The 22,029-nt window shown below is 34.4% G+C and carries 21 protein-coding genes, 1 other RNA gene, 1 pseudogene and 1 other annotated feature; of the genes and pseudogenes, 17 read left to right on the forward strand and 6 right to left on the reverse strand.

Translation table 11 applies throughout. From position 1 onward, the window contains the following. The 6 genes and pseudogenes from BCR24_RS16400 to BCR24_RS16665 all read left to right on the forward strand — a co-directional run. Positions 1-176: family 1 glycosylhydrolase (locus tag BCR24_RS16400; RefSeq protein ID WP_141707032.1), on the forward strand; the 176-nt coding region annotated here is incomplete at its 5' end. 571 nt (positions 177-747) lie between these two features. Continuing rightward, positions 748-1,227 carry a GAF domain-containing protein gene (locus BCR24_RS05955; protein WP_069639658.1) on the forward strand — a complete coding sequence of 160 codons (480 nt, stop codon included), beginning with the start codon at positions 748-750 and terminating at the stop codon, positions 1,225-1,227. A 65-nt stretch (positions 1,228-1,292) separates the two neighbouring features. Beyond that, a pseudogene (locus BCR24_RS05960) lies at positions 1,293-1,723 on the forward strand (VOC family protein). A 111-nt stretch (positions 1,724-1,834) separates the two neighbouring features. Then, positions 1,835-2,158, forward strand: coding sequence for a DMT family transporter (locus BCR24_RS05965; RefSeq protein ID WP_069639707.1), 324 nt, complete (start codon positions 1,835-1,837; stop codon positions 2,156-2,158). Positions 2,159-2,299: 141 nt separating this feature from the next. Beyond that, positions 2,300-2,667: a transfer-messenger RNA gene (gene ssrA / locus BCR24_RS05970) on the forward strand. Between the two features lie 376 nt (positions 2,668-3,043). Beyond that, positions 3,044-3,328: a hypothetical protein gene (locus BCR24_RS16665; protein ID WP_141707033.1), complete on the forward strand. Its 285-nt coding sequence runs from the start codon at positions 3,044-3,046 to the stop codon at positions 3,326-3,328. 272 nt (positions 3,329-3,600) lie between these two features. On the opposite strand, the gene BCR24_RS05975 is transcribed toward BCR24_RS16665, so the two are convergent. Then, positions 3,601-4,470, reverse strand: coding sequence for a LysR family transcriptional regulator (locus BCR24_RS05975; protein WP_069639659.1), 870 nt, complete (start codon positions 4,468-4,470; stop codon positions 3,601-3,603). A gap of 125 nt (positions 4,471-4,595) precedes the next feature. On the opposite strand from BCR24_RS05975, the gene BCR24_RS05980 reads away from it, so the two are divergent. After that, the gene (locus BCR24_RS05980) at positions 4,596-5,174 is read left to right on the forward strand and encodes a DapH/DapD/GlmU-related protein (protein WP_069639660.1); all 579 of its coding nucleotides are present in this window, start codon (positions 4,596-4,598) and stop codon (positions 5,172-5,174) included. 400 nt (positions 5,175-5,574) lie between these two features. On the opposite strand, the gene BCR24_RS05985 is transcribed toward BCR24_RS05980, so the two are convergent. The 3 genes from BCR24_RS05985 to BCR24_RS17260 form a co-directional block, all read right to left on the reverse strand. Beyond that, complete coding sequence (locus tag BCR24_RS05985; protein WP_239574247.1) at positions 5,575-7,026, reverse strand: YfhO family protein; 1,452 nt, start codon at positions 7,024-7,026, stop codon at positions 5,575-5,577. Between the two features lie 458 nt (positions 7,027-7,484). Then, a complete protein-coding gene (locus BCR24_RS05990; protein WP_069639662.1) occupies positions 7,485-8,399 on the reverse strand; it encodes a helix-turn-helix domain-containing protein in 915 nt (304 codons plus the stop codon). Between the two features lie 674 nt (positions 8,400-9,073). Beyond that, entirely contained in the window at positions 9,074-9,199 is a 126-nt protein-coding gene (locus tag BCR24_RS17260; RefSeq protein ID WP_275579449.1) for a hypothetical protein, read from the reverse strand. Between the two features lie 191 nt (positions 9,200-9,390). Between BCR24_RS17260 and BCR24_RS06000 the strand changes: the two genes are divergently transcribed. The 10 genes from BCR24_RS06000 to BCR24_RS06045 all read left to right on the forward strand — a co-directional run bounded on the left by BCR24_RS06000 (position 9,391) and on the right by BCR24_RS06045 (position 18,817). Next, positions 9,391-9,708 (forward strand): hypothetical protein, encoded by a 318-nt coding sequence (locus BCR24_RS06000; protein ID WP_069639663.1) that lies wholly within the window; start codon positions 9,391-9,393, stop codon positions 9,706-9,708. A gap of 159 nt (positions 9,709-9,867) precedes the next feature. Beyond that, positions 9,868-9,915, forward strand: a sequence feature (sodium ion sensor (DUF1646 type); this cis-regulatory element may regulate processes involved in with the transportation of sodium ions). Between the two features lie 158 nt (positions 9,916-10,073). Continuing rightward, on the forward strand, positions 10,074-10,400 hold the full coding sequence (locus BCR24_RS06005; protein ID WP_069639664.1) for a hypothetical protein: 327 nt from the start codon (positions 10,074-10,076) through the stop codon (positions 10,398-10,400). After that, a complete protein-coding gene (locus BCR24_RS06010) occupies positions 10,387-12,390 on the forward strand; it encodes a V-type ATP synthase subunit I (protein WP_069639665.1) in 2,004 nt (667 codons plus the stop codon). Before BCR24_RS06005 ends, BCR24_RS06010 begins: the two co-directional genes overlap by 14 nt. 16 nt (positions 12,391-12,406) lie before the next feature. Then, the gene (locus BCR24_RS06015) at positions 12,407-12,880 is read left to right on the forward strand and encodes a V-type ATP synthase subunit K (RefSeq protein WP_069639666.1); all 474 of its coding nucleotides are present in this window, start codon (positions 12,407-12,409) and stop codon (positions 12,878-12,880) included. A 13-nt stretch (positions 12,881-12,893) separates the two neighbouring features. Beyond that, a complete protein-coding gene (locus BCR24_RS06020) occupies positions 12,894-13,475 on the forward strand; it encodes a hypothetical protein (RefSeq protein WP_069639667.1) in 582 nt (193 codons plus the stop codon). Between the two features lie 108 nt (positions 13,476-13,583). Then, positions 13,584-14,585 carry a V-type ATPase subunit gene (locus BCR24_RS06025; RefSeq protein WP_069639668.1) on the forward strand — a complete coding sequence of 334 codons (1,002 nt, stop codon included), beginning with the start codon at positions 13,584-13,586 and terminating at the stop codon, positions 14,583-14,585. Next, positions 14,575-14,886 carry a V-type ATP synthase subunit F gene (locus BCR24_RS06030; RefSeq protein WP_069639669.1) on the forward strand — a complete coding sequence of 104 codons (312 nt, stop codon included), beginning with the start codon at positions 14,575-14,577 and terminating at the stop codon, positions 14,884-14,886. Before BCR24_RS06025 ends, BCR24_RS06030 begins: the two co-directional genes overlap by 11 nt. Before the next feature lie 144 nt (positions 14,887-15,030). Then, a complete protein-coding gene (locus BCR24_RS06035) occupies positions 15,031-16,812 on the forward strand; it encodes a V-type ATP synthase subunit A (protein WP_069639670.1) in 1,782 nt (593 codons plus the stop codon). Beyond that, complete coding sequence (locus BCR24_RS06040) at positions 16,805-18,181, forward strand: V-type ATP synthase subunit B (RefSeq protein ID WP_069639671.1); 1,377 nt, start codon at positions 16,805-16,807, stop codon at positions 18,179-18,181. The genes BCR24_RS06035 and BCR24_RS06040 overlap by 8 nt, the downstream gene beginning before the upstream one ends. Positions 18,182-18,187: 6 nt before the next feature. Continuing rightward, on the forward strand, positions 18,188-18,817 hold the full coding sequence (locus BCR24_RS06045) for a V-type ATP synthase subunit D (protein WP_069639672.1): 630 nt from the start codon (positions 18,188-18,190) through the stop codon (positions 18,815-18,817). 357 nt (positions 18,818-19,174) lie between these two features. On the opposite strand, the gene BCR24_RS06050 is transcribed toward BCR24_RS06045, so the two are convergent. Next, a complete protein-coding gene (locus tag BCR24_RS06050; protein ID WP_069639673.1) occupies positions 19,175-20,623 on the reverse strand; it encodes a C1 family peptidase in 1,449 nt (482 codons plus the stop codon). A gap of 179 nt (positions 20,624-20,802) precedes the next feature. Beyond that, positions 20,803-21,744 (reverse strand): serine hydrolase, encoded by a 942-nt coding sequence (locus BCR24_RS06055; protein ID WP_069639708.1) that lies wholly within the window; start codon positions 21,742-21,744, stop codon positions 20,803-20,805. Positions 21,745-22,029 lie beyond the last annotated feature (285 nt).

Genomic DNA, 22,029 nt, shown 5'->3' on the forward strand with positions numbered 1-22,029 from the left:
CATGGGGCTGTATCGATCTTGTTTCAGCTGGAACTGGCGAAATGAAAAAACGCTATGGATTCATTTATGTCGATCGCGATAACGAAGGAAATGGCACCTTGAAACGTTCGAAGAAAAAATCATTTGACTGGTATAAAAAAGTCATTGCGACAAATGGGGAAGATTTGACGAACTAAGAATTTCTGTTTAAAAGTATACGAAAAAAAGTTGTCTTGGACATGTTATGCTCAAGACAACTTTCTTATTATAATTTACTATAATCATGGTGAGGTTTCGGACTGTGTTTTAAAAATGAAAGAGCAGCAAACATAATTGCTGATAATGTTGCTCCTGTAACCAAAATCTTTTTCATAATACCTCATTCCTTTCATCAGATTTGTATATAGGATTAAGTACATAGAGTGCACATACGTGGACGGTAGGATTCGAACCTACACCTCATCAGGTCGAGAATAAACATCCGTTAGTCCTCAAAGAGTTTTAACACCACGTTCATCCACAAAATTATTGGTTGTTTACTATGATTAAACTATAGCCTTAATAGATTAAATCAAACATAAAAAAGGTTGAAAAAAGTGTGAATTCATTTGAAGTTGTTATGAAGAGTATGAACTTCAATATGAGAAAAAATGGAAATAAGATACAGAATAATTGAAAATCAATGAAAACTCTTAAAGATAAATTTATGCTATAATAAAATGAATAGCAATAGTACTGATTCCAGATGGAAAAGAGCGTGAATGAACAATGTGGAAAAGCAAAAAAGAGAAAATAGAGGCGTATGAACTTCTAGTCCAACAACAAGCTGCAATCATTGAAATTGAACAGGATAAAATTGCCAATTTAGCAAATTCTTCAGCATTGTTGGCGGATGCCTTACCGAATACAGTTTTCGCTGGTTATTATTTGTTTACAGGAGAAGAATTAGTTTTGGGACCGTTTCAAGGTAAAGTCTCTTGTACCCGAATCAAAATGGGGAAAGGAGTCTGCGGCGAATCTGCTGAAAAGCGAGAGACGGTGATTGTGACTGATGTGAAAAATCATAAAAACTATATTTCGTGTGATTCTGCTGCACGATCAGAAATTGTTGTACCACTGGTCAAAGCAGGAACGTTGTTTGGTGTTTTAGATTTGGATAGTTCAGTGACAGATGGCTATGATGAAATAGATCAAGAGTATTTGGAACAATTTGTTACAGCGCTCTTAAACAATACAGATTTTTCCTGAAAACGGAGCATTCCTTTCGCCTAATCTATTTTCACATGAGATAATCGAAAGAATCGATTGAGAGGATGATGAACATGTTAAAAGTGTATCTGAACTTTAAGAATGATGCAGCTGCCGCAATTGCATTTTAAGAAAAAGTATTCGATGTAAAAAGCGAAGAAGTCATGACTTTTGCCGATGCTCCCGAAGATCCAGAACACCCCACACCTGAAGCATGGAAAGACTTGATCGTCAATGCGTCGATGACGATAGAAGGAGTTCCGGTTATGTTTTCAGATGTTCCAGACGGAATGGGCTGACGTTTGTGAGAGGCAATAATGTTTCTTTAGTGATCAATACGGATGATGAAGCAAAGCTTGATCTGTTTTTCGCCAGTTTATCAGAAGATGGGCAAATAACAATGCCGTTTGGGGAAACTTTTTGGTCTAAAAAATATGGGATGGTCATAGATAAATTTGGAATCAACAGGATATTAAATTACACTGTAGATCGTTGAGTTTATATCGGTGCGATTACATATAGTCGAATAAGAATCATCGAGGGATGTTGAATGACTAAATCTTTCGATGATTTTTTAGAGTAAGTAATGGAGGAGGAGAGTTATGTGATTGGATACTTGTATCTATTTGTTGCTATAATAAGTGAGGTCATTGCAACAAATTTATTAAAGGCAACAGATGGGTTCAGCAAATTACTACCATCAGTTGAATGCTTGATTGCTTATATTGTTTGTTTTTACAGTTTATCTAAAGCAATCAAATATATGCCTTTAAATGTAGCCTATGCGTTATGGGGAGCGATCGGGATCATATTGATCACTATTTTTTCCGTGATATATTGGAAAGAACAAATCAATACCCCTACGATCATTGGTATTGGTTTTATTGTGATTGGAACGATTCTTGTCAATACATTTGGGACAGGTCACTGATTTTTAGAATGGTTGCGCCATTGTCAGTTTCTTTTGTTATCATGTATGAATAACGAGGCAGTAAATCAGCCTCTACTCCTTTGAAAGTCTGGAAAAATATGTTATACTAAGCAAAGCATAAAATATGCTATCAATCATAACGGGGACGTTACGGATTCGACAGGCATAGTTGAGCTTGAATCGCGTTTCGTAGGTTACGTCTACGTAAAAACGTTACAGTTAAATATAACTGCTAAAAACGAAAACACTACTTTCGCTCTAGCTGCGTAAAAACAGCGGGTGAAGATCCTCCCGGCATCGCCCATGTGCTCGGGTAAGGGTCTCAAATTAAGTGGGATACGTTAAATTTTTCCGTCTGTAAAATTTAAAAGAGATCATCAGACTAGCGAGAGTTTGGGCCTGTTATGCGGCATGAACTTCAGCGAAGCCTTAAAATAGTATGACTATGAGCGTAGAAGTTTAAGTGACAATGTGTTTGGACGCGGGTTCGACTCCCGCCGTCTCCATTTTTAGTAAATGTGAGAAGAAAAGTTGAAACGAAGAAATAGTTATAAACGCCTTTTTATAAGGGTTTATGGCTGTTTTTTTATTTTTTAGTAAATGGGAGAAAAAGGAAGTAATGCAAAAGTTACTGATTTTGTATTAGAAATAAAAAAAACGGCGTTAAGTATCAGCGTAAATTAAATTCATTAATCAATAATTATAGTTCTTGAACTATTAAAAATATTAAGAAGTCGTGAATCCGACAATAAAAAGAAGTAAGTTGGTCTAAATGAATGTTAATGTGCGTTATTCGTGTATTTCTTTTTATCCGTTACATATTTAAACGTTTCTTTGTGAAAAAGAGATTGTTTATAAGTGGTAGTTTAGTAGTTTTTTTGGTTAATGTTGAATGCTTTATTACCAGTGGTGGCATCAGCCGAGGATTTATCGCCTAGCGAAGTATTTTATCGAGACCACATAGTCGTGTATAATGTGGCAGCAAAAGCACCACAATTAAAAAATGAGGCACCACTTGATCCAGGAGGTTCATTTATAAGTGGCGGTGGTTTTGTAGGGGCAAGATCAAGTTCAGGTAGATCAAGGCAGACAAGTTCTCGAAGTAATTCAAATTATACATCTTCTAGTAGTAGAAGCTCATCCGGTCGTTTTTCCGCAGGACGGAGATAATAACAAAACAAGTAGATAGCGTAAAAGTTATCTACTTGTTTTGTTATTACTCAAAGTCTAAATCACCATGATATTAATTTTTGGTGTAATCCTGCTGAAAGCCTACATTATATCCACTTTTGAAAAGAATAATTTTATAGAAATTTCTAAATGATTATCCTTTCTCTCATCAAAATTTTGTATTCAACATCATGAAGCTTCAGCTTAAGGCTATTTTCATAAATAATTGAATTTTATAAAACACGACTTTTGATCGTTATACAAGTGAACGATTACAGTGAAGCTTTAATCATGCGTAAGAATTCTTTTGAAGCCCGTGAAAAGAATTGATCTTTTTTCCAAACAAGATTGACATTTGCACTCAATGGAGGTGAGAAAGGAACAAACGTTAGATTTGTATTGGTTGTATTCACAATACCATCGATACAAAGAACACTGGCGACATTCTCTTTCACCAACAGTGAAGCATTGTAAAGTAAGTTATAAGTACCAATCACATTAAAATGATCCATATTTCCACCAAGCCATTCGGAGAGTTGATTATCAACCAATGATTGGTTTGAAATGAGCAAAGGTGTACGTTGAATATCTTTTGGTTGAACTTTGTCTAGGTTCGCAAGAGGATGCAAGTTATTGACTAATATTCCCCAAGAATCGATTAGAGGTAGCCGAATATATTCGTATTTTTGTTTTTCTACAGGGTCAATAACGAGTCCAAAATCTAAAAGCCCTGTATCAATTTTTTCTAATACATCATCAGCATTTCCACTATAAAGATGGATGTCAATTTCCGGGTAGTCGTTTCTAAGATCGTGAAAAATACGACCAAGAAACTCAAACGCTTGTGTTTCTCCGCCACCGATCGTTATTCGTCCACTGATTATTTCATTTTTAATGAGGTTTGTTGTTGTTGACTCAACTAAAGATAGAATTTCTTTTCCTCTATTCATTAAATAGATACCATCTTCCGTTAAAGTGATAAATCGATTTCCTCTAGTAAATAATGTAACACCGAGCTCTTCTTCTAATTCTTTTAATTGTTTTGAAAGAGTCGGCTGGGACAGATGTAAGACTTCAGCGGCTTTACTAATTGTTTTTTCGCTTGCAACAGTTAAAAAATAGGTTAAAACACGAAGTTCCATTGACTATTCCCTCCTATAACTAAAATGAATAGTTATATATATTTAATTGGTATTAGTTAAGTATAACGGGTTTAGGTATAATTTGGATAGTGAAAAATGAACGAATATGTAAGGAGGGAAAATGAATGTCAGCTTTAGAGTTACAGCAGAAGATTATAGGGAAAGAGATATTAAAAGATTCGCCCTTATTTAAAGAAATCCATTTGGTCAAACAGGATAATGAACGATTAATAATGTTGTTGAATGCAAAATATTATTCCAATGAAGAGGTTTTACAGTATTTAGGGAGAATTACTGGACAAACAATTGATTCATCGGTAAAAATTTCTCAACCTTTCTATACTGATTTTGGGAAACATATCACTTTTGGCAAAGATATTTTTATTAATCAAAATGTTACGTTTGTTGATTTGGGTGGTATTACGATTGAAGATCAGGTGTTAATTGGTCCAGGTTCTAGATTAATTACAGTGAATCATTTGATTTCCCCCGAAAAAAGACGCGGAATTAAAGTAGAGGCGATTTGTATTAAGAAAAATGCGTGGCTTGGGGCAAATGTGACGGTTTTACCAGGCATTACTATTGGAGAGAATTCGATTGTTGCTGCGGATTCAACAGTAACAAAGGATGTTCCTGATAATGTGGTTGTAGTAGGAAGTCCAGCCAAAATAGTGCGAAAGATTGAAGAAGATGACGAAACGTAAAAGAATACGGGGCTTTTTACTGCTAAGTGTAATAACTTGCTCTAATTGCACAACAAACGAAAAAATTAAAAGATCCACTTCCAATAAGAATTTGTCCGACTACAATCAATACAAAGTTATTCGCGAAAATTACAGACTGAAAAGCCGTTGATGGAATGTTTAGTTTGAGAAGTAAATCAAAGAAAATACGACTAGACCTAGACTGAGCAAATAGAAGGAAGAAGAGCAGAATAAATCATTTAGCAACTATTTGCGATGGCTGTTTACCTTTTTCGAAAGAAGGACACAGTTCAACTATCTAACGTCAAGAAATAAGAAGAACTTCCATCTTATTTCTTGACGTTTCCTTCGCTTTCAATTGACTGAGTCTATACAGCGAAATTTGAAAAGAGAAACTGTATCACTTGTTGAGTATTTTTTTACCTATATATTGAAAGCATAGTATCCCAAAAATCAATATTGAAAAAATAACCGAAATTTTTTGAACCAATGTTTTCTTATATGAAATAGAAAGAGCATGCTCCCCTTCATTAAGTTTTACAGTAACGAGTCCTGCTTTATTATAGTTAGGAATCACTTTTTGATTATCAATGACTTCATAGCCTTTATAGAAAAACTTGGGTAGTTGGACTTCTTGAGTACCATTAGTTCGTAACGTAAAGTGGTTATAATTATATTTGTTGCTACTTGGATCAGAAAAATTAGTGGTAGAAGGAACGCCATCAATAATCAGAGCGGGACTGGCAAAATATTTTTTGAAGTCAGTGTCTTTTACTAAATATTCTTTCCCATGACCGATTTCCGATTCATAAAAATCAGAAAAATTTTCATTTGTCACGGTCACATTGTTTTGAATGCGAGCTTGCACTAAATTATTACTATTAAATCCAATTGTTAAAAAAATAGATAATGCAATAAATATTAGAAACTCTTTTTTAGAATCCAGTTGAAATTGTTCGATCAAATAAACTGCAAGTAGACTAGCAAAAAAAGAAGCAAATAATAATAGTCTCCAAGGAAATTGAATCGTTGCTAGGATTGATGTTTTAAAAAATGCCCATGGGAAAAGATTAGTAGCCAGTAAAATAACAAAAAGAGTCAGTAACGTAAGTCGTTGATTCGTTTTTGTGAGTTTAGGGTAACTAAATAGAGCAGCGATAATGGTTACTAAGAGAAACAAGCCGATATTCGGTTTTAGTTCGGTAAACGGGGCACTTAAGTTGGTAAGACTATTTATAAATAAATCGCCTAAACTAAAATGCAAACCGTTCGCCCATAATGTGGTGTTGTTAAAATTAAATTTTAGCTGTTCGATTTGTTCTAGATAAGGGAATAAAAACCAGGCGGATAAACCAACTGTTAATAAGAAAGCTTTAGTAAGGCTTTTTAGCTGAGCTAGCTTGCACTTTTTCCAATTGAATATGAGAAAAATAAGTAGCAAGAGAAAAGAATAAAAAGCTGTGATCAAATGACTGGCAATCAACAAGCTCATTCCTATTGCGAGCAGCTTCCAGTGATGTTGATGCGTATAAAAAAGGGTGTAAATACCTAAGACTAATAAAGGTAAAAAGGCAAATGCTAATGTTTCACCAAGTGCAGCTCTCACAGACTGATCGATTAAACGATAGGTAGATAGCGTATAAAAACAAGAAAATAGTAAGGATGATTTTTTTGAATGGTGTATAGAATAGAAAAAATAATAAGAGATAATAGCTGTAATAAAGCTGATAAATAGTTGAAATAGGTAGTAAGAAGATACGAAAGAGAATCCACCAATTCTAAAAAGTGCAAATGGCAGCAATAAAATAGAAGGATAAAATAAATCAGCACCGTATCCAAAATTTAGCCCCATTGTAGGAAAGATGCGTGGGAAAAAATCTAAATGCTTTACCGCTAAGGTGTAGCTTTCTAATCTGGTTCTGTGAAATAAAAGGTCATCTTGACTGAAAATATAGTTATTAAAAAAATAAGGAAAGATAGAAGTAATACTAATCAATATTAAAAATATAATTATAATTCCGTTTTTTCTAAATATAACATTCAATTTATGTCGCCTTCTTTATCTTTTTTCTTTATTTTAACAGAAAAAATAATAATTATGAAAATAATTGGACTAGTAGTATCAAAATAGAGAGGCGAAAAGACTTTGAATAAAAAGTGAACTAAAGGGTTGAAATTGATAACATGGTGTAGTATTATAAATGTACCCTAACAGTATTTCATTTTACTCAATCCGAGTAATACTCCTTATCCCACCTTGAAAAAGGTGGGATATTCTTGTTTTAAGGTGATTTCAAAACATAAAATAGACTAAGTTTCTTTTAAAAGTCCAACTGAATAGCTGCTTAATAATTTTTCACCATCTTTTTCATGGGTGAGAATCTTTACTTCTTTTTTTACTTGTGCAGCCTGCAAAGTATCTCCAGTATTTTCTAGTAAGTGAATGAAATCATAGACACGTTCCATATAAAAGGGTTCGCCTTCACGAATGTAATTTAGAAGGTTCGACAAATACTGCAAATTCAATCTGAAACTATAATTTTCACTTTGTTTATCTTGTTTCTTAGCTAATCTGATATATTTTTCAGCACCAATATAATCTTTGGCATACAATTTTAAGGAGATTAGATTAATCAGAATATTATAGGCAAATTTTTTAGTAGTGAAGTCTCGCTGTTCCTCATATTTGATGGGAAACATTCGAGCAACCAATAAATCAGCTTGTTTTGCGCTAAAAAAACGAGTTAAGTTCGCAGTGATTACATAGTCATATTGAAGATAAAATGATTTTTTTAATAGTTCTTCAAAAATATCATTGACTTCTTCTGATGTAATTGGCTCGACCTCTTTCCAGTGCGCGTGGAAAAAATTCTTAATCGCTATATAGTTTGACAGTTCTCTTAAGTTTTTTTCTCTTTTATCATTTAATGAATAAAAGTAAGTTAATAATTTTTGTTTGGTTGTTTTATTCTCTAAGTGAGCGCCACAATAATAAAAAAATTCTCTAAAATCTTGTTGCTCTTTGTCGAAAGTTGTAAAACTAAAGAATTCATCCGCATTAATAGAAATCTGTCCTAATATTTCTTCCAATTCATTTACTTTTAAAGAACGCTTACCACTTTCAATTTTTGAATACGTAGAAGGATCTGTGTATTCTGACATCATTTCTCTTTGTGTAAGTTTCAATTTTAATCTAAAAAAACGTAAGGTTTCTATGATATTCAAGCGTTTCTCTCCCTTCTTATGCGATTATAGCATGGAGTAATCATAAAATTCTTGTTTTTAATAAAAAAAAATGTAATATATTAGGTTTTTATGCCAATTTCGCACTTTTCAATATTTCTACTTTATTTTTTCGAGTCTGTTTGTTATTCTTTACTTAAGGAAAATTATTTGTTTGCAAACGTTGATCCGAAAAAAAATGATTTGGGGGTGCGCTAATGCTATCATTAATGGCTCTAGTCTCTATTGTTATTTCTGTATTTGTTATTACTGGTGGGGGCTAGATAGATTATTAAGGTGCCTTATATTTGAGTTTTAGAAGACAATGATGTAAACAAATAATTTAACTAAAAAAACTAAATGTATAAGTAAAAAGTGCGTAACAAAAAAAGTGCAAAATAATAGCTTCTGATTTACTTTTCCTGTTGAATGAAGTAAATCAGAGGCTATTATTTGTTTTTTTAAGAATCTTTAGCAAAAATGTCTTTGGCTTATGTTTCACTTAAATACTGTTCTATCTGATAATTTTCTGCTAAAGATTTTGAGTAAACTTTTTCTTGAACTTTTTTCATATAATAGAAAAAGGCACTTTCGCTTTCGGTCGGTTCTTCTGTAACCAGAATCTCTTTATAATAAGTTAGTGCAATTTCCTCAGAAAAATAATAAGAATCGTTTTTTTAAATAGACAAACGAAGTGTATCGCCAAATAATATATTATTTTCTTCAGAAAAAAGATCTTTTTTCTGATCGACCAACCATGTATTATGGAAAGTCGTCGTTATTTTGATTAAATTTTGTTTCATTTAGTTGTTCTCCAATCGTTAGCTTAATAGACTCTACTTTTATTATATCAAATAGTCCGTAATTTTAAACAAAAAGATTGTTTAGAAGGATTGTTGTTTTTGCTGAATGATTTAAATAATCATCAGATCAGGAAGAGATATGATAGAATAAGCAGTGGAATAATTTAGTGTATATGGAGGAGCAAATAAATATGAAAAAAATTACACCTAAAATGTTTATCACACTATTAGAAAATAAAGAAGAACGGTTTGTGGTGGTGATAAATCATTGGTTTTATTACATAGAACAAGGACGCATTTATAGATTTCAACAACATAATAACACAAAGATGCTAACACTGTTAAGTTCATTTTATGCAGATGAGATTGATGATCTGTTGATGAAGGATGGGTTGAAAAAGAGTATTATCGATCAAATAAAATATGATTGGTTTACAGACGTCTGGAAAGAGACGCTCATGGAGCGTATCGGACGTTCATACTATGATTTGGAAGTATTTTTTTTCTGAAAAATAGGAGAGTAAGACAAATCTATTCTAACAATAAGTTTTTTGTTTGCTCTCATGAGTAAAACTTCTTTCCTAGCTTTTTTAGTTAGATAAAGTTTACTTGTAAAGAAGTTGTAATTTCAGATTATTTTTGCTAAGATAAGATTATACAAATAAAATGGTTGGGCGTAAGCTTCAAGGATCAGGTTCTTCAAGGGGTGAGAAGAATGTTTTTTTGAACTTATGCCCTTTTTTATTTTTTAAGGGAATAAGTTTGTGCTTTTTGTCAGTTAAAGTGCAGATTATTCCCTTTTTGATTGTAATAAAGGCTGATACGTACAATAATAAAATGGAAGAAGAACGACTTAAAAGATAGGGGTGAAAAAATGGTTTTAGAAGCTTTGGACAAAATTCGTGAAGCAGAAAAAGACGTAGAAGTAATGAGACAACTAGTTAAAGAAGAACTTACTGTATACGAGCAAGAAAAAACAGATGCTTTAAAGCAAAAAAAAGAGGAAAGTCAAAAAAAAGTAACGTGTTTACTTCAAGAGTTAGAGACACAAAAAGAACAACAACTGCAAAAAGAAAAGGACCTGCTATTAAGTGAAGCAAAAGAACAAAATAAAGATTTCGAAAAAAAATATGAAAAAAATAAAGACTCGATCATTGATTATGTAATAGAAAGGGTGAAAGAAATCTATGGCAGTCAATAAAATGGAAAAAATGACAATTATTGCTGCGTCTGAAAAAGAAGAAGAGATTCTTCAAGCTATACAAGGACTGCAAACGATCGAGGTCAAAGATTTTTTTCATTCAAATGTAGATAGCTCTTATATAGAAAAACATTTTGCTTCAACGTTGTTGAAGGAAGATCCAACGCAGCAAAAACATTTTGAAGCAATGTTATCTGAAATTCAAGAAGCATTAACTTTTATTGAACGATTTTCAGAGAAGTCCTCCAAAAAGAAAAGAATAAAAAGGCAAGTCCTGACTTTGGGTTCGTTAGAAAAAAAGTTTGATGAACCTAAAATCAGTAAGTATCTAAGAGAAATTGCCTTTCTTAAAAATGAGTTAACTAGACTTGCATCAACAAGGAAAGAATTAGTAACAAAAGAAAAATGGTTGGCTCGTTGGCAATATTTAGATGTAATTCCCAAAAAAAATGTATTGGAAAGTAGCAATCTTTTATTGGGCTCAATCAATGCTGCGAACCAGTCCCTTTTCTTAGCAGATTTAGCAAATGTGAATTCTGTTTATGTAGAGGAAATTTATCACAGCCAAAATCATATATATTACAGTTTACTCTATTTAAAGAATCAAACTGCTGAAGTAGCGGAGGTTATTGCAAAATATAGCTTTAACGAATTTAATTATCCATACGATCGTTTGCCTAAGGAAGCATATCAACAAAATAAAGAAAAACTGGCTGCACTTGTAGAAGAAGAAAAGCAATTAAAAGTTAAATTGTCTTCTTATCATGCTTATTTAGAAGAGTTATATTTAGCTGAAGAGATGACTTACGCTTTTATTCATCGTGAAGCGGCTAAAAAGCATCTCTTGAACACTTCTTACTTTTTCATTATGCAGGGGTGGATTCCTATAGACGAAAAAAACGAGTTATTGACTGTCTTGCAAGAAAATAGGCCAAAAGATGAACTTTATATCGTTTTTGACTTACCTACAGATGATGAAATTCAATTGGACATTCCAGTGAAGTTAAAAAACAATTCTGTAGTAGCACCATTTGAGATGCTGACAGAAATGTATAGTTTGCCCAAATACGATGAGATTGATCCAACGCCGATCATGACGCCTTTTTACATGGTGTTTTTTGGGATGATGGTAGCCGATATTGGCTATGGACTGATTATGTTAGTGGGAGCATTGCTTGCACTCAAATTAATGGTTTTACCACGTGGAATGAAGCGATTTGCAGATTTCTTTCTGATCTTATCATTTCCGACGATTATCTGGGGGTTTATATATGGCTCGTTTTTTGGTGCTACTTTACCCAAAGTATTATTCGGAATACAGCTCCCGTTTCCTATTTTATCAACCACGGAAGATGTGAATACAATTTTGATTTTATCGGTTGTTTTCGGATTTATCCAGTTATTGACTGGTTTGATGGTCAATGGGATCGAGTTAACGAAGCGTAAGCGTTATTTAGAAAGTATCAGTGAAAGTTTTGCATGGCAAGGGTTACTGATCGGGCTAGTGATCGTAGTTTTAGGTATGTTGATTTTTAGTAATGATGGGTTTGTTACAGTGGGAATCGTTGTAGCTGCTATTTCAGCCTTATCGATCATTGTCGTACCAATCATTCAATCAAAATCAAAAGTCAAAGGGTTAGCCAAAGGGTTATATGGCCTATATGGTTTGACAGGGTATATTGGTGATCTAGTTAGCTATACGCGTTTGATGGCTTTAGGTATTTCTGGTGGAAGTATTGCGGCAGCATTTAATATGTTAGTAGAATTTATGCCGCCTGCTGCACGCTTTACCGTTGGGATTGTATTGATCATAGCCTTACATGCATTGAATCTCTTTTTAAGTTTACTAAGTGCTTATGTACATGGTGCACGATTGCAATATGTAGAGTTTTTCGGAAAATTTTATACTGGCGGTGGACGGGCATTTAATCCACTAAAAGCTGAAGAAAAATATATGAACATTGAAAAAAAATCAAAAGTAAAAGACTGATGGAGGAATAAAAAACATGATAGATTACTTAATTAACAACAATGGCGGCATTCTTTTCGCCGTTTTAGGAATGGCAATGGCAACAATTTTAGCTGGGATCGGTTCTGCTAAAGGGGTTGGTTTTACCGGGGAAGCTGCGGCAGCATTAACGACTGAACAACCAGAAAAATTTGGTCAAGCATTGATTTTACAATTATTACCAGGTACGCAAGGGTTGTACGGATTCGTTATCGCGTTCTTGATTTTTATTAATTTAGATAACAGCATGTCAATGGTTCAGGGATTGGATTATTTTGTAGCGTCTTTACCGATTGCTTTTGCGGGTTTGTTTTCTGGTATCGCTCAAGGTCGTGTTGCAGCGGCTGGTATTCAAATTTTAGCTAAAAAACCCGAACACGCAACAAAAGGGATCATTTATGCTGCGATGGTTGAAACATATGCCATTTTAGGGTTTGTTATCTCATTCTTACTTGTACTAAATGTGAAGTAGTAGGAGGATAAAAATGGATGCAATTGAAAAAATTGTCGAACAGATTCTAGAAAAAGGTCGAATAGAAGTTTCTGAGCAAAAAAAAGTAGAAATTATGCGGATCGATCAAGAATATCAAGAACAAGAAGAAGCGTTGTATTTACAAGAAGCAAAACGAATTGAAAAAAATGAAGAGCAAACTATGAAAGCCTTTAAGCAAAAGCAAAACCGTCAACAATTAGACATAAAACAAGCAACTTTAAATCAAAAACAAGGTTATCTAGAACAGCTTTTTACAGAAGCAACTGAACGTATGAATGATTGGTCGGAAGTGGAATTTCAACAGTTTGTAGAACAAATCATTCATCAACTGCCAATAGAAGGACGAGCTGGTCTGAAACTAGGAGAGTTTTCCAAAAATAAACTGTCTGATCAATGGCTACAAGTACATTCGCCAGAGAAACTAGTTTTGGTTTTAGAAAAAGAAGTGATTCCAAACGCTGGAGGCTTTATCGTAGCAAAGGATGGCATTGAGTATAACTTTTTATTTTCTAGCCTTGTGCAAGAAATCAAGAAAATAGATAGTTTTAAGGTAGCGAAATTGCTTTTACAGTAACAAAGGTTCTTTTACTCATAGTGAGTTAAATTGGATAAAAAAGCTTTTTAATAATTAGATATAGAAATAGAAATGATTTGTTTCACTTTTTATGACAGGAGGATCATGATGAAAGAAACTGCGTATAATCAAATCAATCCTTTGATTCGTCTTAAAGAAACAGAACTGCTAAGCAATGCTCAGTACGAGCAATTATTGACTGCAAAAACTGTTGAAGAACTAAAAGATATCTTGAAAAATACAGTTTACAACGCTTATATGACGGATGATTTTGCTGAAAAGTTTGACTATATTTATGCAAAAGAAAAAGGGAAATTGTATGAGTGGCTGTACGAAATGGCACCCGAACCAGAAGTGATCACAATCTATACGTCAAGAGCCACTTTTCATAATTTGAAAGTATTGACGAAAGCAGAGCTAACAGGTAGGGACTTGGATTATTTATTTTTAGATGACGGACGATATTCTATAGAAACGCTAAAAAGTGCGATTCGTACCCGAGTGTCTACAGAATTACCTGAAGCTTTGATGGATGCTATTCTTGAAGTATTGGATTATTTTCAAGAATCATCTACATTGCAAGCAATCGATATCATTTATGATCGGAATTTTTTGACCTTTCAGCGCCAATTAGCTGAATCCTTAGAGAATAAAGATATTGTGAGAGAAGTTGCTGCATTTATTGATTTGACGAATATATCCACGATGGCTAGAGGAATTATTCAAGGGCAGCACGAGAATTTTTTATCAACTGTCTTATCTAGTTCAGGGACGATCGCAAAAGAGAATTTTCTTGCCTATGCCAAACAATCATTACAGGCTTTCACCGATTTTACATTAAATACAGCGTACGGTGGACTGTTAACAGCGATTGTTTCTACTAGTACAAAAGAATTAGATTTAATTGCCTTTGAAAAGGTTAAAGATAATTATTTAACAAGTTTGTATGACAAAGCAAAAATCATGGCCTTTGGGCCGTTGCCACTCTTGGCATTTCTAAATGCTAAGGAAGTGGAGTGGAAGAATTTACGGTTGATTTTAGTTGGGAAACGAAGTGGTTTTCCACTAGAAGTCATTAGAGAAAGGATGAGGATGACAGATGACCTATAAGATCGGCGTAATCGGTGATAGAGACTCAGTGATGCCTTTCAAACTTTTTGGCTTTGAGGTTGTCTACGCAATTTCGGAAAAACAAGTGAGAGAAACGATTGAAATAATGGCCAAAGATGATTTCGGTGTCATTTTTATCACAGAAGATGCTTCTGAATTAGCTGTTGAAACGATTGAACGTTATAAAAGTAAAGTCACACCTGCTATCATTTTGATCCCAAGTCATAATGGGACAAAAGGGATCGGGCTGAAAGAGATACAAGATAATGTGGAGCGAGCAGTAGGGCAAAATATTTTGTAGGATGTTAGAGTACTTTACAATAATATGTGGGATCTAGCTTTACGAGTCAGCTTTCGACTGAGAAACACAAGGAATAACTGAAATGATGTCGAACCGTAACAAGCGACTTTAGGAGCATTACTACATTTGATAGGAGGAATGATTTTGCAAACTGGTACAATTATTAAAGTATCTGGTCCTTTAGTCATGGCAAAAAATATGTCTGATGCAAGTATTCAGGATATTTGCCATGTGGGAGAATTAGGTGTTATCGGAGAAATTATCGAGATGCGGGGAGACGTCGCATCGATTCAAGTATATGAAGAAACAACAGGCATCGGACCAGGTGAGCCTGTCGTAACGACTGGTGAAGCGTTATCGGTTGAATTGGCGCCAGGATTGATTTCAGAAATGTTTGATGGCATTCAGCGGCCACTAGATACATTTGCACAAGTAACAGAAAGTAATTTTTTAAGTAGAGGCGTTCAGATTCCAGCATTAGACAGAAGTAAAAAATGGTTGTTTGAGCCAACTGTTGCTGTAGGAGATAATGTTTCAACAGGAGATATTATTGGGCTCGTCCAAGAAACGAAAGTAATCCCACACAAGATCATGGTTCCATATGGCATCAAAGGGAAGGTCAAAGAAGTGAAACAGGGTGAATTTACCATTGAAGACACCATTTATGTGATTGAAACATCGATAGGAGATCAAGAATTTACAATGATGCAAAAATGGCCTGTTCGCCGCAGTCGTCCGATTCTGGAAAAAGTAAATCCAGATGTTCCTTTATTGACAGGACAACGTGTGATCGATACCTTTTTTCCAGTAACTAAAGGTGGCGCTGCTGCAGTTCCAGGACCTTTCGGAGCTGGTAAAACAGTGGTTCAGCATCAAATTGCGAAATGGGCAGATGTTGATTTAGTGGTTTATGTTGGCTGTGGTGAACGTGGAAATGAAATGACCGATGTGTTGAATGAGTTTCCCGAGTTAATTGATCCAAATACAGGTGAATCTGTTATGGAACGCACCGTTTTGATTGCTAACACGTCTAATATGCCGGTAGCAGCGCGTGAAGCATCGATCTATACAGGAATCACAATTGCTGAATACTTCCGTGATATGGGCTATTCTGTTGCGATCATGGCAGATTCAACTTCCCGGTGGGCAGAGGCACTTCGGGAAATGAGTGGCCGTTTGGAAGAAATGCCAGGGGATGAAGGGTATCCAGCTTATTTAGGCAGTCGTTTGGCAGAATATTATGAACGTGCCGGCAAAGTTGTAGCTTTGGGTAAGGATCATCGTGAAGGCAGTATTACTGCAATCAGTGCAGTTTCGCCATCGGGTGGAGATATTTCTGAACCAGTGACACAAAATACATTGCGTGTGGTCAAAGTATTTTGGGGACTAGATGCGACTTTGGCACAAAAACGTCATTTTCCATCCATTAATTGGCTACAAAGTTATTCTTTGTATGATTCAGAAGTTGGCAAATATTTAGATCAACAGCTTCAGGTGAATTGGTCTGATATGGTGATGGAAGGGATGAGGATTTTACAAGAAGAATCGCAATTGGAAGAAATCGTTCGCCTTGTTGGGATTGATTCTTTATCTGATAAAGATCGTTTGACGCTAGAAGTTGCGAAGTCGATTCGTGAAGATTACTTGCAGCAAAACGCTTTTGATGATGTTGATACCTTTACTTCAAGAGAGAAACAATACAAAATGCTTCGCTTGATTTTGACTTTTTATGAAGAAGGACAAGTTGCTTTGACATTAGGGGCATATTTGTCTGAGATCATGGCTGGAACCGTTGGATTAAGAGATCAAATAGCTAGAAGTAAATATTTACCAGAAGATGAAATTGACCGATTAGATGGTCTAATTGATGATATCAAATTAACCTTAAAACAAATTATTGCTGATGGAGGGATGACAAGTGATTAAAGAGTATCGTACAATCAATGAAGTTGTTGGTCCCTTAATGATCGTTGAAAAAGTGGAAGGCGTTAAATATGAAGAATTGATCGAAGTCCGAATGCAAAATGGAGAGATCAGACGTGGGCAAGTGCTTGAAATAAATGGTGACAAAGCAATGGTTCAAATTTTTGAAGGAACGAGTGGAATCAATCTGCGTGATTCAAAAGTCCGTTTTCTTGGTCATCCATTAGAGTTAGGCGTTTCAGAAGATATGGTTGGTCGGATTTTTGACGGTTTAGGACGTCCTAAAGATAACGGACCTGAAATTTTACCTGAAAAAATGGTGGATATCAATGGTGAAGTGATCAATCCAGTCGCTAGAGACTACCCTGACGAATTTATTCAAACAGGAATTTCAGCGATCGACCATCTAAATACATTAGTTCGAGGGCAAAAGCTACCAGTTTTTTCTGGATCAGGTTTACCCCATAAGGAATTAGCAGCACAAATTGCTCGGCAAGCAAATGTATTAAACAGTGATGAAGAATTTGCTGTAGTTTTTGCCGCAATTGGCATTACGTTTGAAGAAGCTGAATTTTTCATGGAAGATTTTCGTCAAACTGGCGCTATCGATCGCTCAGTAATGTTTATGAATTTAGCCAATGATCCAGCAATCGAACGAATTGCTACACCAAGAATGGCATTGACGGCGGCTGAATATTTAGCTTATGAAAAAGGCATGCACGTTTTAGTGATCATGACAGATATGACTAATTATTGTGAAGCACTAAGAGAAATCTCTGCAGCGCGTCGTGAAGTTCCAGGACGTCGTGGCTATCCAGGTTATCTTTATACGAACTTAGCCACATTGTATGAACGTGCTGGACGAATTAGGGGCTTAAAAGGCTCTGTAACACAGATCCCAATTTTAACAATGCCAGAAGATGATAAAACACATCCAATTCCCGATTTGACAGGATACATTACCGAAGGACAAATCATTTTATCTAGAGAGCTGTATAAAAGCGGGATTCAACCGCCAATTGATGTACTGCCGTCACTTTCTCGTTTAAAAGATAAAGGGACTGGAGAAGGAAAAACTCGGATCGATCATGCGCCGACAATGAATCAATTATTTGCAGCTTATGCACAAGGGAAGCAAGCGAAGGAATTGGCTGTTGTCCTAGGCGAATCAGCACTTTCAGATGTCGATAAAATCTATGCTAAATTTGCTGATCGTTTTGAAAAAGAGTATGTAAATCAAGGCTTTTATACGAATCGTTCAATTGATGAAACGTTGGATTTAGGCTGGGAACTATTATCGATGTTGCCAAGAACGGAATTAAAACGAATCAAAGACGATATGTTGGATGAATACCTGACTGAAGGAGAGTGATCGAACATGGCACGGCTAAATGTGAATCCTACTCGAATGGAGCTCTCTCGTCTAAAGAAACAACTAGGTACGGCAACTCGAGGACATAAATTATTAAAAGACAAGCAAGATGAGTTGATGCGCCGTTTTATTTTACTTGTCAAAAAAAATAATCAACTACGGATCGATGTAGAACAAGAATTAACAACAGCTTTGTCTAACTTTGTATTAGCGAATGCAACGTTGAATGAAGCTTTTATCGAAGAATTAGTTGCAATTCCAGCAAATGAAGTCACACTAGATGTGATTGAAAAAAATATCATGAGCGTGACTGTACCAATCATGAACTTTCACTATGATGAAACGGTAGTCGAAGCACCATTGAATTATGGCTATCTAAATTCAAATGCAGAATTAGACGGAGTTTTTGATAGGATTTCGACGATTTTACCCAAATTGTTGGAATTAGCTGAAGTGGAGAAAACATGCCAGCTAATGTCAGAAGAGATAGAGAAAACACGTCGTCGAGTGAATGCATTAGAATATATGACGATTCCTCAATTAGAAGAAACGATTTATTATATCCAGATGAAACTGGAAGAAAATGAGCGAAGCGAAATTACTCGTTTGATTAAAATAAAAAATATGGGTAGTTAAATAAAATAGAAGTAAGTGAGAACATTAAAAAATTGATTTGTTCTTACTTACTTCTTCATTTTCTTATGGAAATCGTATAGTTACCGATATAGTTAGTGAGTGAATAATAGTTTTTATTTGAATCAGATAAAGTGGCTAAAACAGGGCTCCCTTCATTTAGAGGAGTAGACGAATTAAAAGAAGTACCGTGATGGTTTACGATTATTTCTTTCGGTGCTTTATATCATGATCATTCAATTTGGCTGTTAGTTGTTGAATTGCTTGAAGTAATGACCGTTTCTAGTTGTCGAGATTCTCCTTTATACATAATCATATTTTTTCTTTTATAGTTAAAAATTCTGATGATACTTCGGGTAATTATTTTAAATCATCCGTATAAACATGGATATAAAAGTCAGTTTTGAGACTTTGAAAATTTAAAGAAGTATCAGAACGGCTAGAAGAATAAAACGATTGATTACTTACATCTACTTTATCAGATATCCAAGTAAACTCAGCAGGAAAATATGCAAGAGCTACACCATCAGGACGTTTAAACTTGATTACAACTGAAAATTTGTCTTTACTATAAATAGGAATATGTTCTTTCAAACGAACGGTTTCAAAACCTGGTGATTCTTTTATTCCTTCTGCAACTTTAATCAGATTTTTCAGGTTTTTATTTTCAGTACCATTAGGATTTATATAGATTTCATAAGGCGTATTATATTGAACGGTACGAATTCCAATGGCTTTAATAATTTCATGATTATTTTTTGGCGCATCATAGTTGTTACTAAGGTAGTAATGTGGACTATCAATAGAATAACTTGATTCTGTGCTAGGGGTAATGAAATCAGTTTTACTATATTGATGTGTATAATTATTATTGTTTTCAATAGAGTTGATAGCATGTGAGTCGTTCGTCATAAGATGATAATCTTCATATGACACATAAAAATAACCACCATCATTATATGAAGTACCCCAACTGTTTTTTACTATAAACGCACCATTTTGTGATGGCGGGGTAGAAAAATTACTTTTGCTGAAATTATCATCCCAACCAACAATTAGACACACATGATTGATAGCACTTGGATTATTCTTTATCGCAGTAAAGTAAGAATCAGTTTTAGCATTGTAGTGTGCGTTCGTTGATTGTAAATATTTACCATTGTTGCGAAAGGTAACACCACCATTGGTGAGTGTTTCTTTTTTTATTTCATTGACTCTGGCTACTTGTTCAGAATTGGTATAGTCTTTGCTCAATTTTGGTATATCAACAATTCCTTGGACATGGAAAGGAGTTGGTTTATCCAAATCTATCAAGGACAATGGCTTAAGTGATAATTGAAAAGGCATATCTTTTTCTAAAACTGGAGATTTCCATCGAATTGAACTGTAAAACGTAGCGGCTTCTTGTCCACCTGCCCCTAAGTAACGATTATAAGCTAAAGGGTTCTCATTTAAAATAGAAGTGGCATTTCTTGCAAAAAAATAATCACTATGACGTTCAGAAAGGGAAATCGGTGTTCCATTTTTTTTCTCGTAATGATGTTCCAATGCTGCATTTGAAGCGAAGGCCCAGCAGATATTCAAACTGCCTTGGTTTTTAACGGCTAAATTATTCGTGGTTCTTGGATCATGAATTCTTGGTAACGTTGTTCTTGTTTGTCTTTCCAATAGTTTAGGTTGCTCGATTGCAGGACTATTATCAGGAATGACACCATTTGTTGGTGGGGAGGCTAGGACCTCATTTGATGGATACAAGAATAGAACACTAAACAATAACAACCCACTTTGTTTAAACAATCTTTTTTTCATGATTCTCTCCTTTGATTTTATTTTGTCACGTAATTATTATAATATATTTTAATTAATATGTAAAATATATTTAACTTTATTTTTGGTCTATAATTAGTGAATAGGTTTTATTTCCGAAAAAAAAATTATTGAGGAAGTTATGAATTGATAACTTCGCTCAATAATCTGTTTAAAAATGATTATTCATTTGGATAATTATTTTTTTGAATCGTCCACAATTGATCAGTGATCGTTGAGATAAAAGCAATACCAGCATCTGTTTGACCCTTTGTAAACACCGTCAAGATAAAAGGCTGTTCTGTTTCCAAAATACCAATGTCATGTAGAAAGCCTTCATAGGAGCCAATTTTATGGGCCACTTTACCTGCGGTTGTTGGAGTCTCCATTCGTTCATGGAAAACAGTGTTTTTCATATAGTCATAAATCGTTTGATACTCCACATTTGATGCTTTTTCTTTATACAAAATCTTAAGAATCTTAGCCGCATCTTCAGAGGTGAATTTTGCGTCATCCCAATCCGTTTCTTTTTGTAAAAAATGAGCATAAAGTGCTTGTTTTGCTTTAACATCACCACCAAAAGTGTCATATAACATGTTTTTTGCAATATTATCAGAATAGGTGATGTTATATTCTTGCAAAGTTCTCACCGAATATTGTGGCTGGATATTATTGATAATGATCCCGGTTCCATCTTCATAATCTTCTTTTTCATTAAAAGTAAGCTGATCTTCCCATTTTAGACTCCCTGATTCAACTTTATCCGCAATCATCATTGCTAAAGGAACTTTGATCGTACTAGCGCTGTAAAATTCTTTCGTTCCATTTACAGAAATTTGCTTGCCTGTAGTTAAGTCAACATAAGTCATACCTATGTCGCCATTAAATGTTTTGGCAGCATCTATCATTGTTTGGTTGATTTTATGGTAGAAATCCGTCAGCTCAGGAGTTTCTATAGTTTTTGGTTCAGGATTTTTGTTTGCCGAAACAGCTGCTGATTTGATTGGAATACTAATTTTTTCACTTATTTCTGCTTCGTTTGCATAATCTACTGTATGAGCAGAAAAAAAGAACGATACGATCAAGAAGAAACAAATAGAGAAAATCATTCCATATAGAGTCATTTTCTTTTTTTCCAAATACCTTTCGTTCCTTTCTAACAATTGTAAGATAGCAATCTTATCTGATACTTATTTATCTAGTTCATTAAAAATAGAGCCACAATCATTTAATCATTTTTCTTGTAGATTTGCAAGGTTAGATATGGACGAAAATAATTGAAATCTGTATTTAAGGTTTGTTTAAGGTCTGTAAACTAAAGTAGTATCTGTCCAGAAGAAATAGTATTAATTGCTTTGGCAAATCATTAATACAGATGGATCAGCTAGAGTTGGCGGATTAATTTTTAG

It is taken from the genome of Enterococcus ureilyticus, assembly GCF_001730315.1.
GTDB lineage: Bacteria > Bacillota > Bacilli > Lactobacillales > Enterococcaceae > Enterococcus_L > Enterococcus_L ureilyticus.

What these genes read in the sequence shown, in the direction of transcription:
- BCR24_RS06015 (WP_069639666.1), top strand. Translation starts at nt 12,407, where the DNA reads ATGATAGATTACTTAATTAACAACAATGGCGGCATTCTTTTCGCCGTT.
- BCR24_RS06010 (WP_069639665.1), top strand. Translation starts at nt 10,387, where the DNA reads ATGGCAGTCAATAAAATGGAAAAAATGACAATTATTGCTGCGTCTGAA.
- BCR24_RS05975 (WP_069639659.1), bottom strand. Translation starts at nt 4,470, where the DNA reads ATGGAACTTCGTGTTTTAACCTATTTTTTAACTGTTGCAAGCGAAAAA.
- BCR24_RS16665 (WP_141707033.1), top strand. Translation starts at nt 3,044, where the DNA reads ATGTTGAATGCTTTATTACCAGTGGTGGCATCAGCCGAGGATTTATCG.
- BCR24_RS06000 (WP_069639663.1), top strand. Translation starts at nt 9,391, where the DNA reads ATGAAAAAAATTACACCTAAAATGTTTATCACACTATTAGAAAATAAA.
- BCR24_RS05955 (WP_069639658.1), top strand. Translation starts at nt 748, where the DNA reads ATGTGGAAAAGCAAAAAAGAGAAAATAGAGGCGTATGAACTTCTAGTC.
- BCR24_RS06030 (WP_069639669.1), top strand. Translation starts at nt 14,575, where the DNA reads ATGACCTATAAGATCGGCGTAATCGGTGATAGAGACTCAGTGATGCCT.
- BCR24_RS06045 (WP_069639672.1), top strand. Translation starts at nt 18,188, where the DNA reads ATGGCACGGCTAAATGTGAATCCTACTCGAATGGAGCTCTCTCGTCTA.
- BCR24_RS05985 (WP_239574247.1), bottom strand. Translation starts at nt 7,026, where the DNA reads ATGGGGCTAAATTTTGGATACGGTGCTGATTTATTTTATCCTTCTATT.
- BCR24_RS17260 (WP_275579449.1), bottom strand. Translation starts at nt 9,199, where the DNA reads ATGAAACAAAATTTAATCAAAATAACGACGACTTTCCATAATACATGG.
- BCR24_RS05980 (WP_069639660.1), top strand. Translation starts at nt 4,596, where the DNA reads ATGTCAGCTTTAGAGTTACAGCAGAAGATTATAGGGAAAGAGATATTA.
- BCR24_RS06025 (WP_069639668.1), top strand. Translation starts at nt 13,584, where the DNA reads ATGAAAGAAACTGCGTATAATCAAATCAATCCTTTGATTCGTCTTAAA.
- BCR24_RS06020 (WP_069639667.1), top strand. Translation starts at nt 12,894, where the DNA reads ATGGATGCAATTGAAAAAATTGTCGAACAGATTCTAGAAAAAGGTCGA.
- BCR24_RS06050 (WP_069639673.1), bottom strand. Translation starts at nt 20,623, where the DNA reads ATGAAAAAAAGATTGTTTAAACAAAGTGGGTTGTTATTGTTTAGTGTT.
- BCR24_RS06005 (WP_069639664.1), top strand. Translation starts at nt 10,074, where the DNA reads ATGGTTTTAGAAGCTTTGGACAAAATTCGTGAAGCAGAAAAAGACGTA.
- BCR24_RS06055 (WP_069639708.1), bottom strand. Translation starts at nt 21,744, where the DNA reads ATGACTCTATATGGAATGATTTTCTCTATTTGTTTCTTCTTGATCGTA.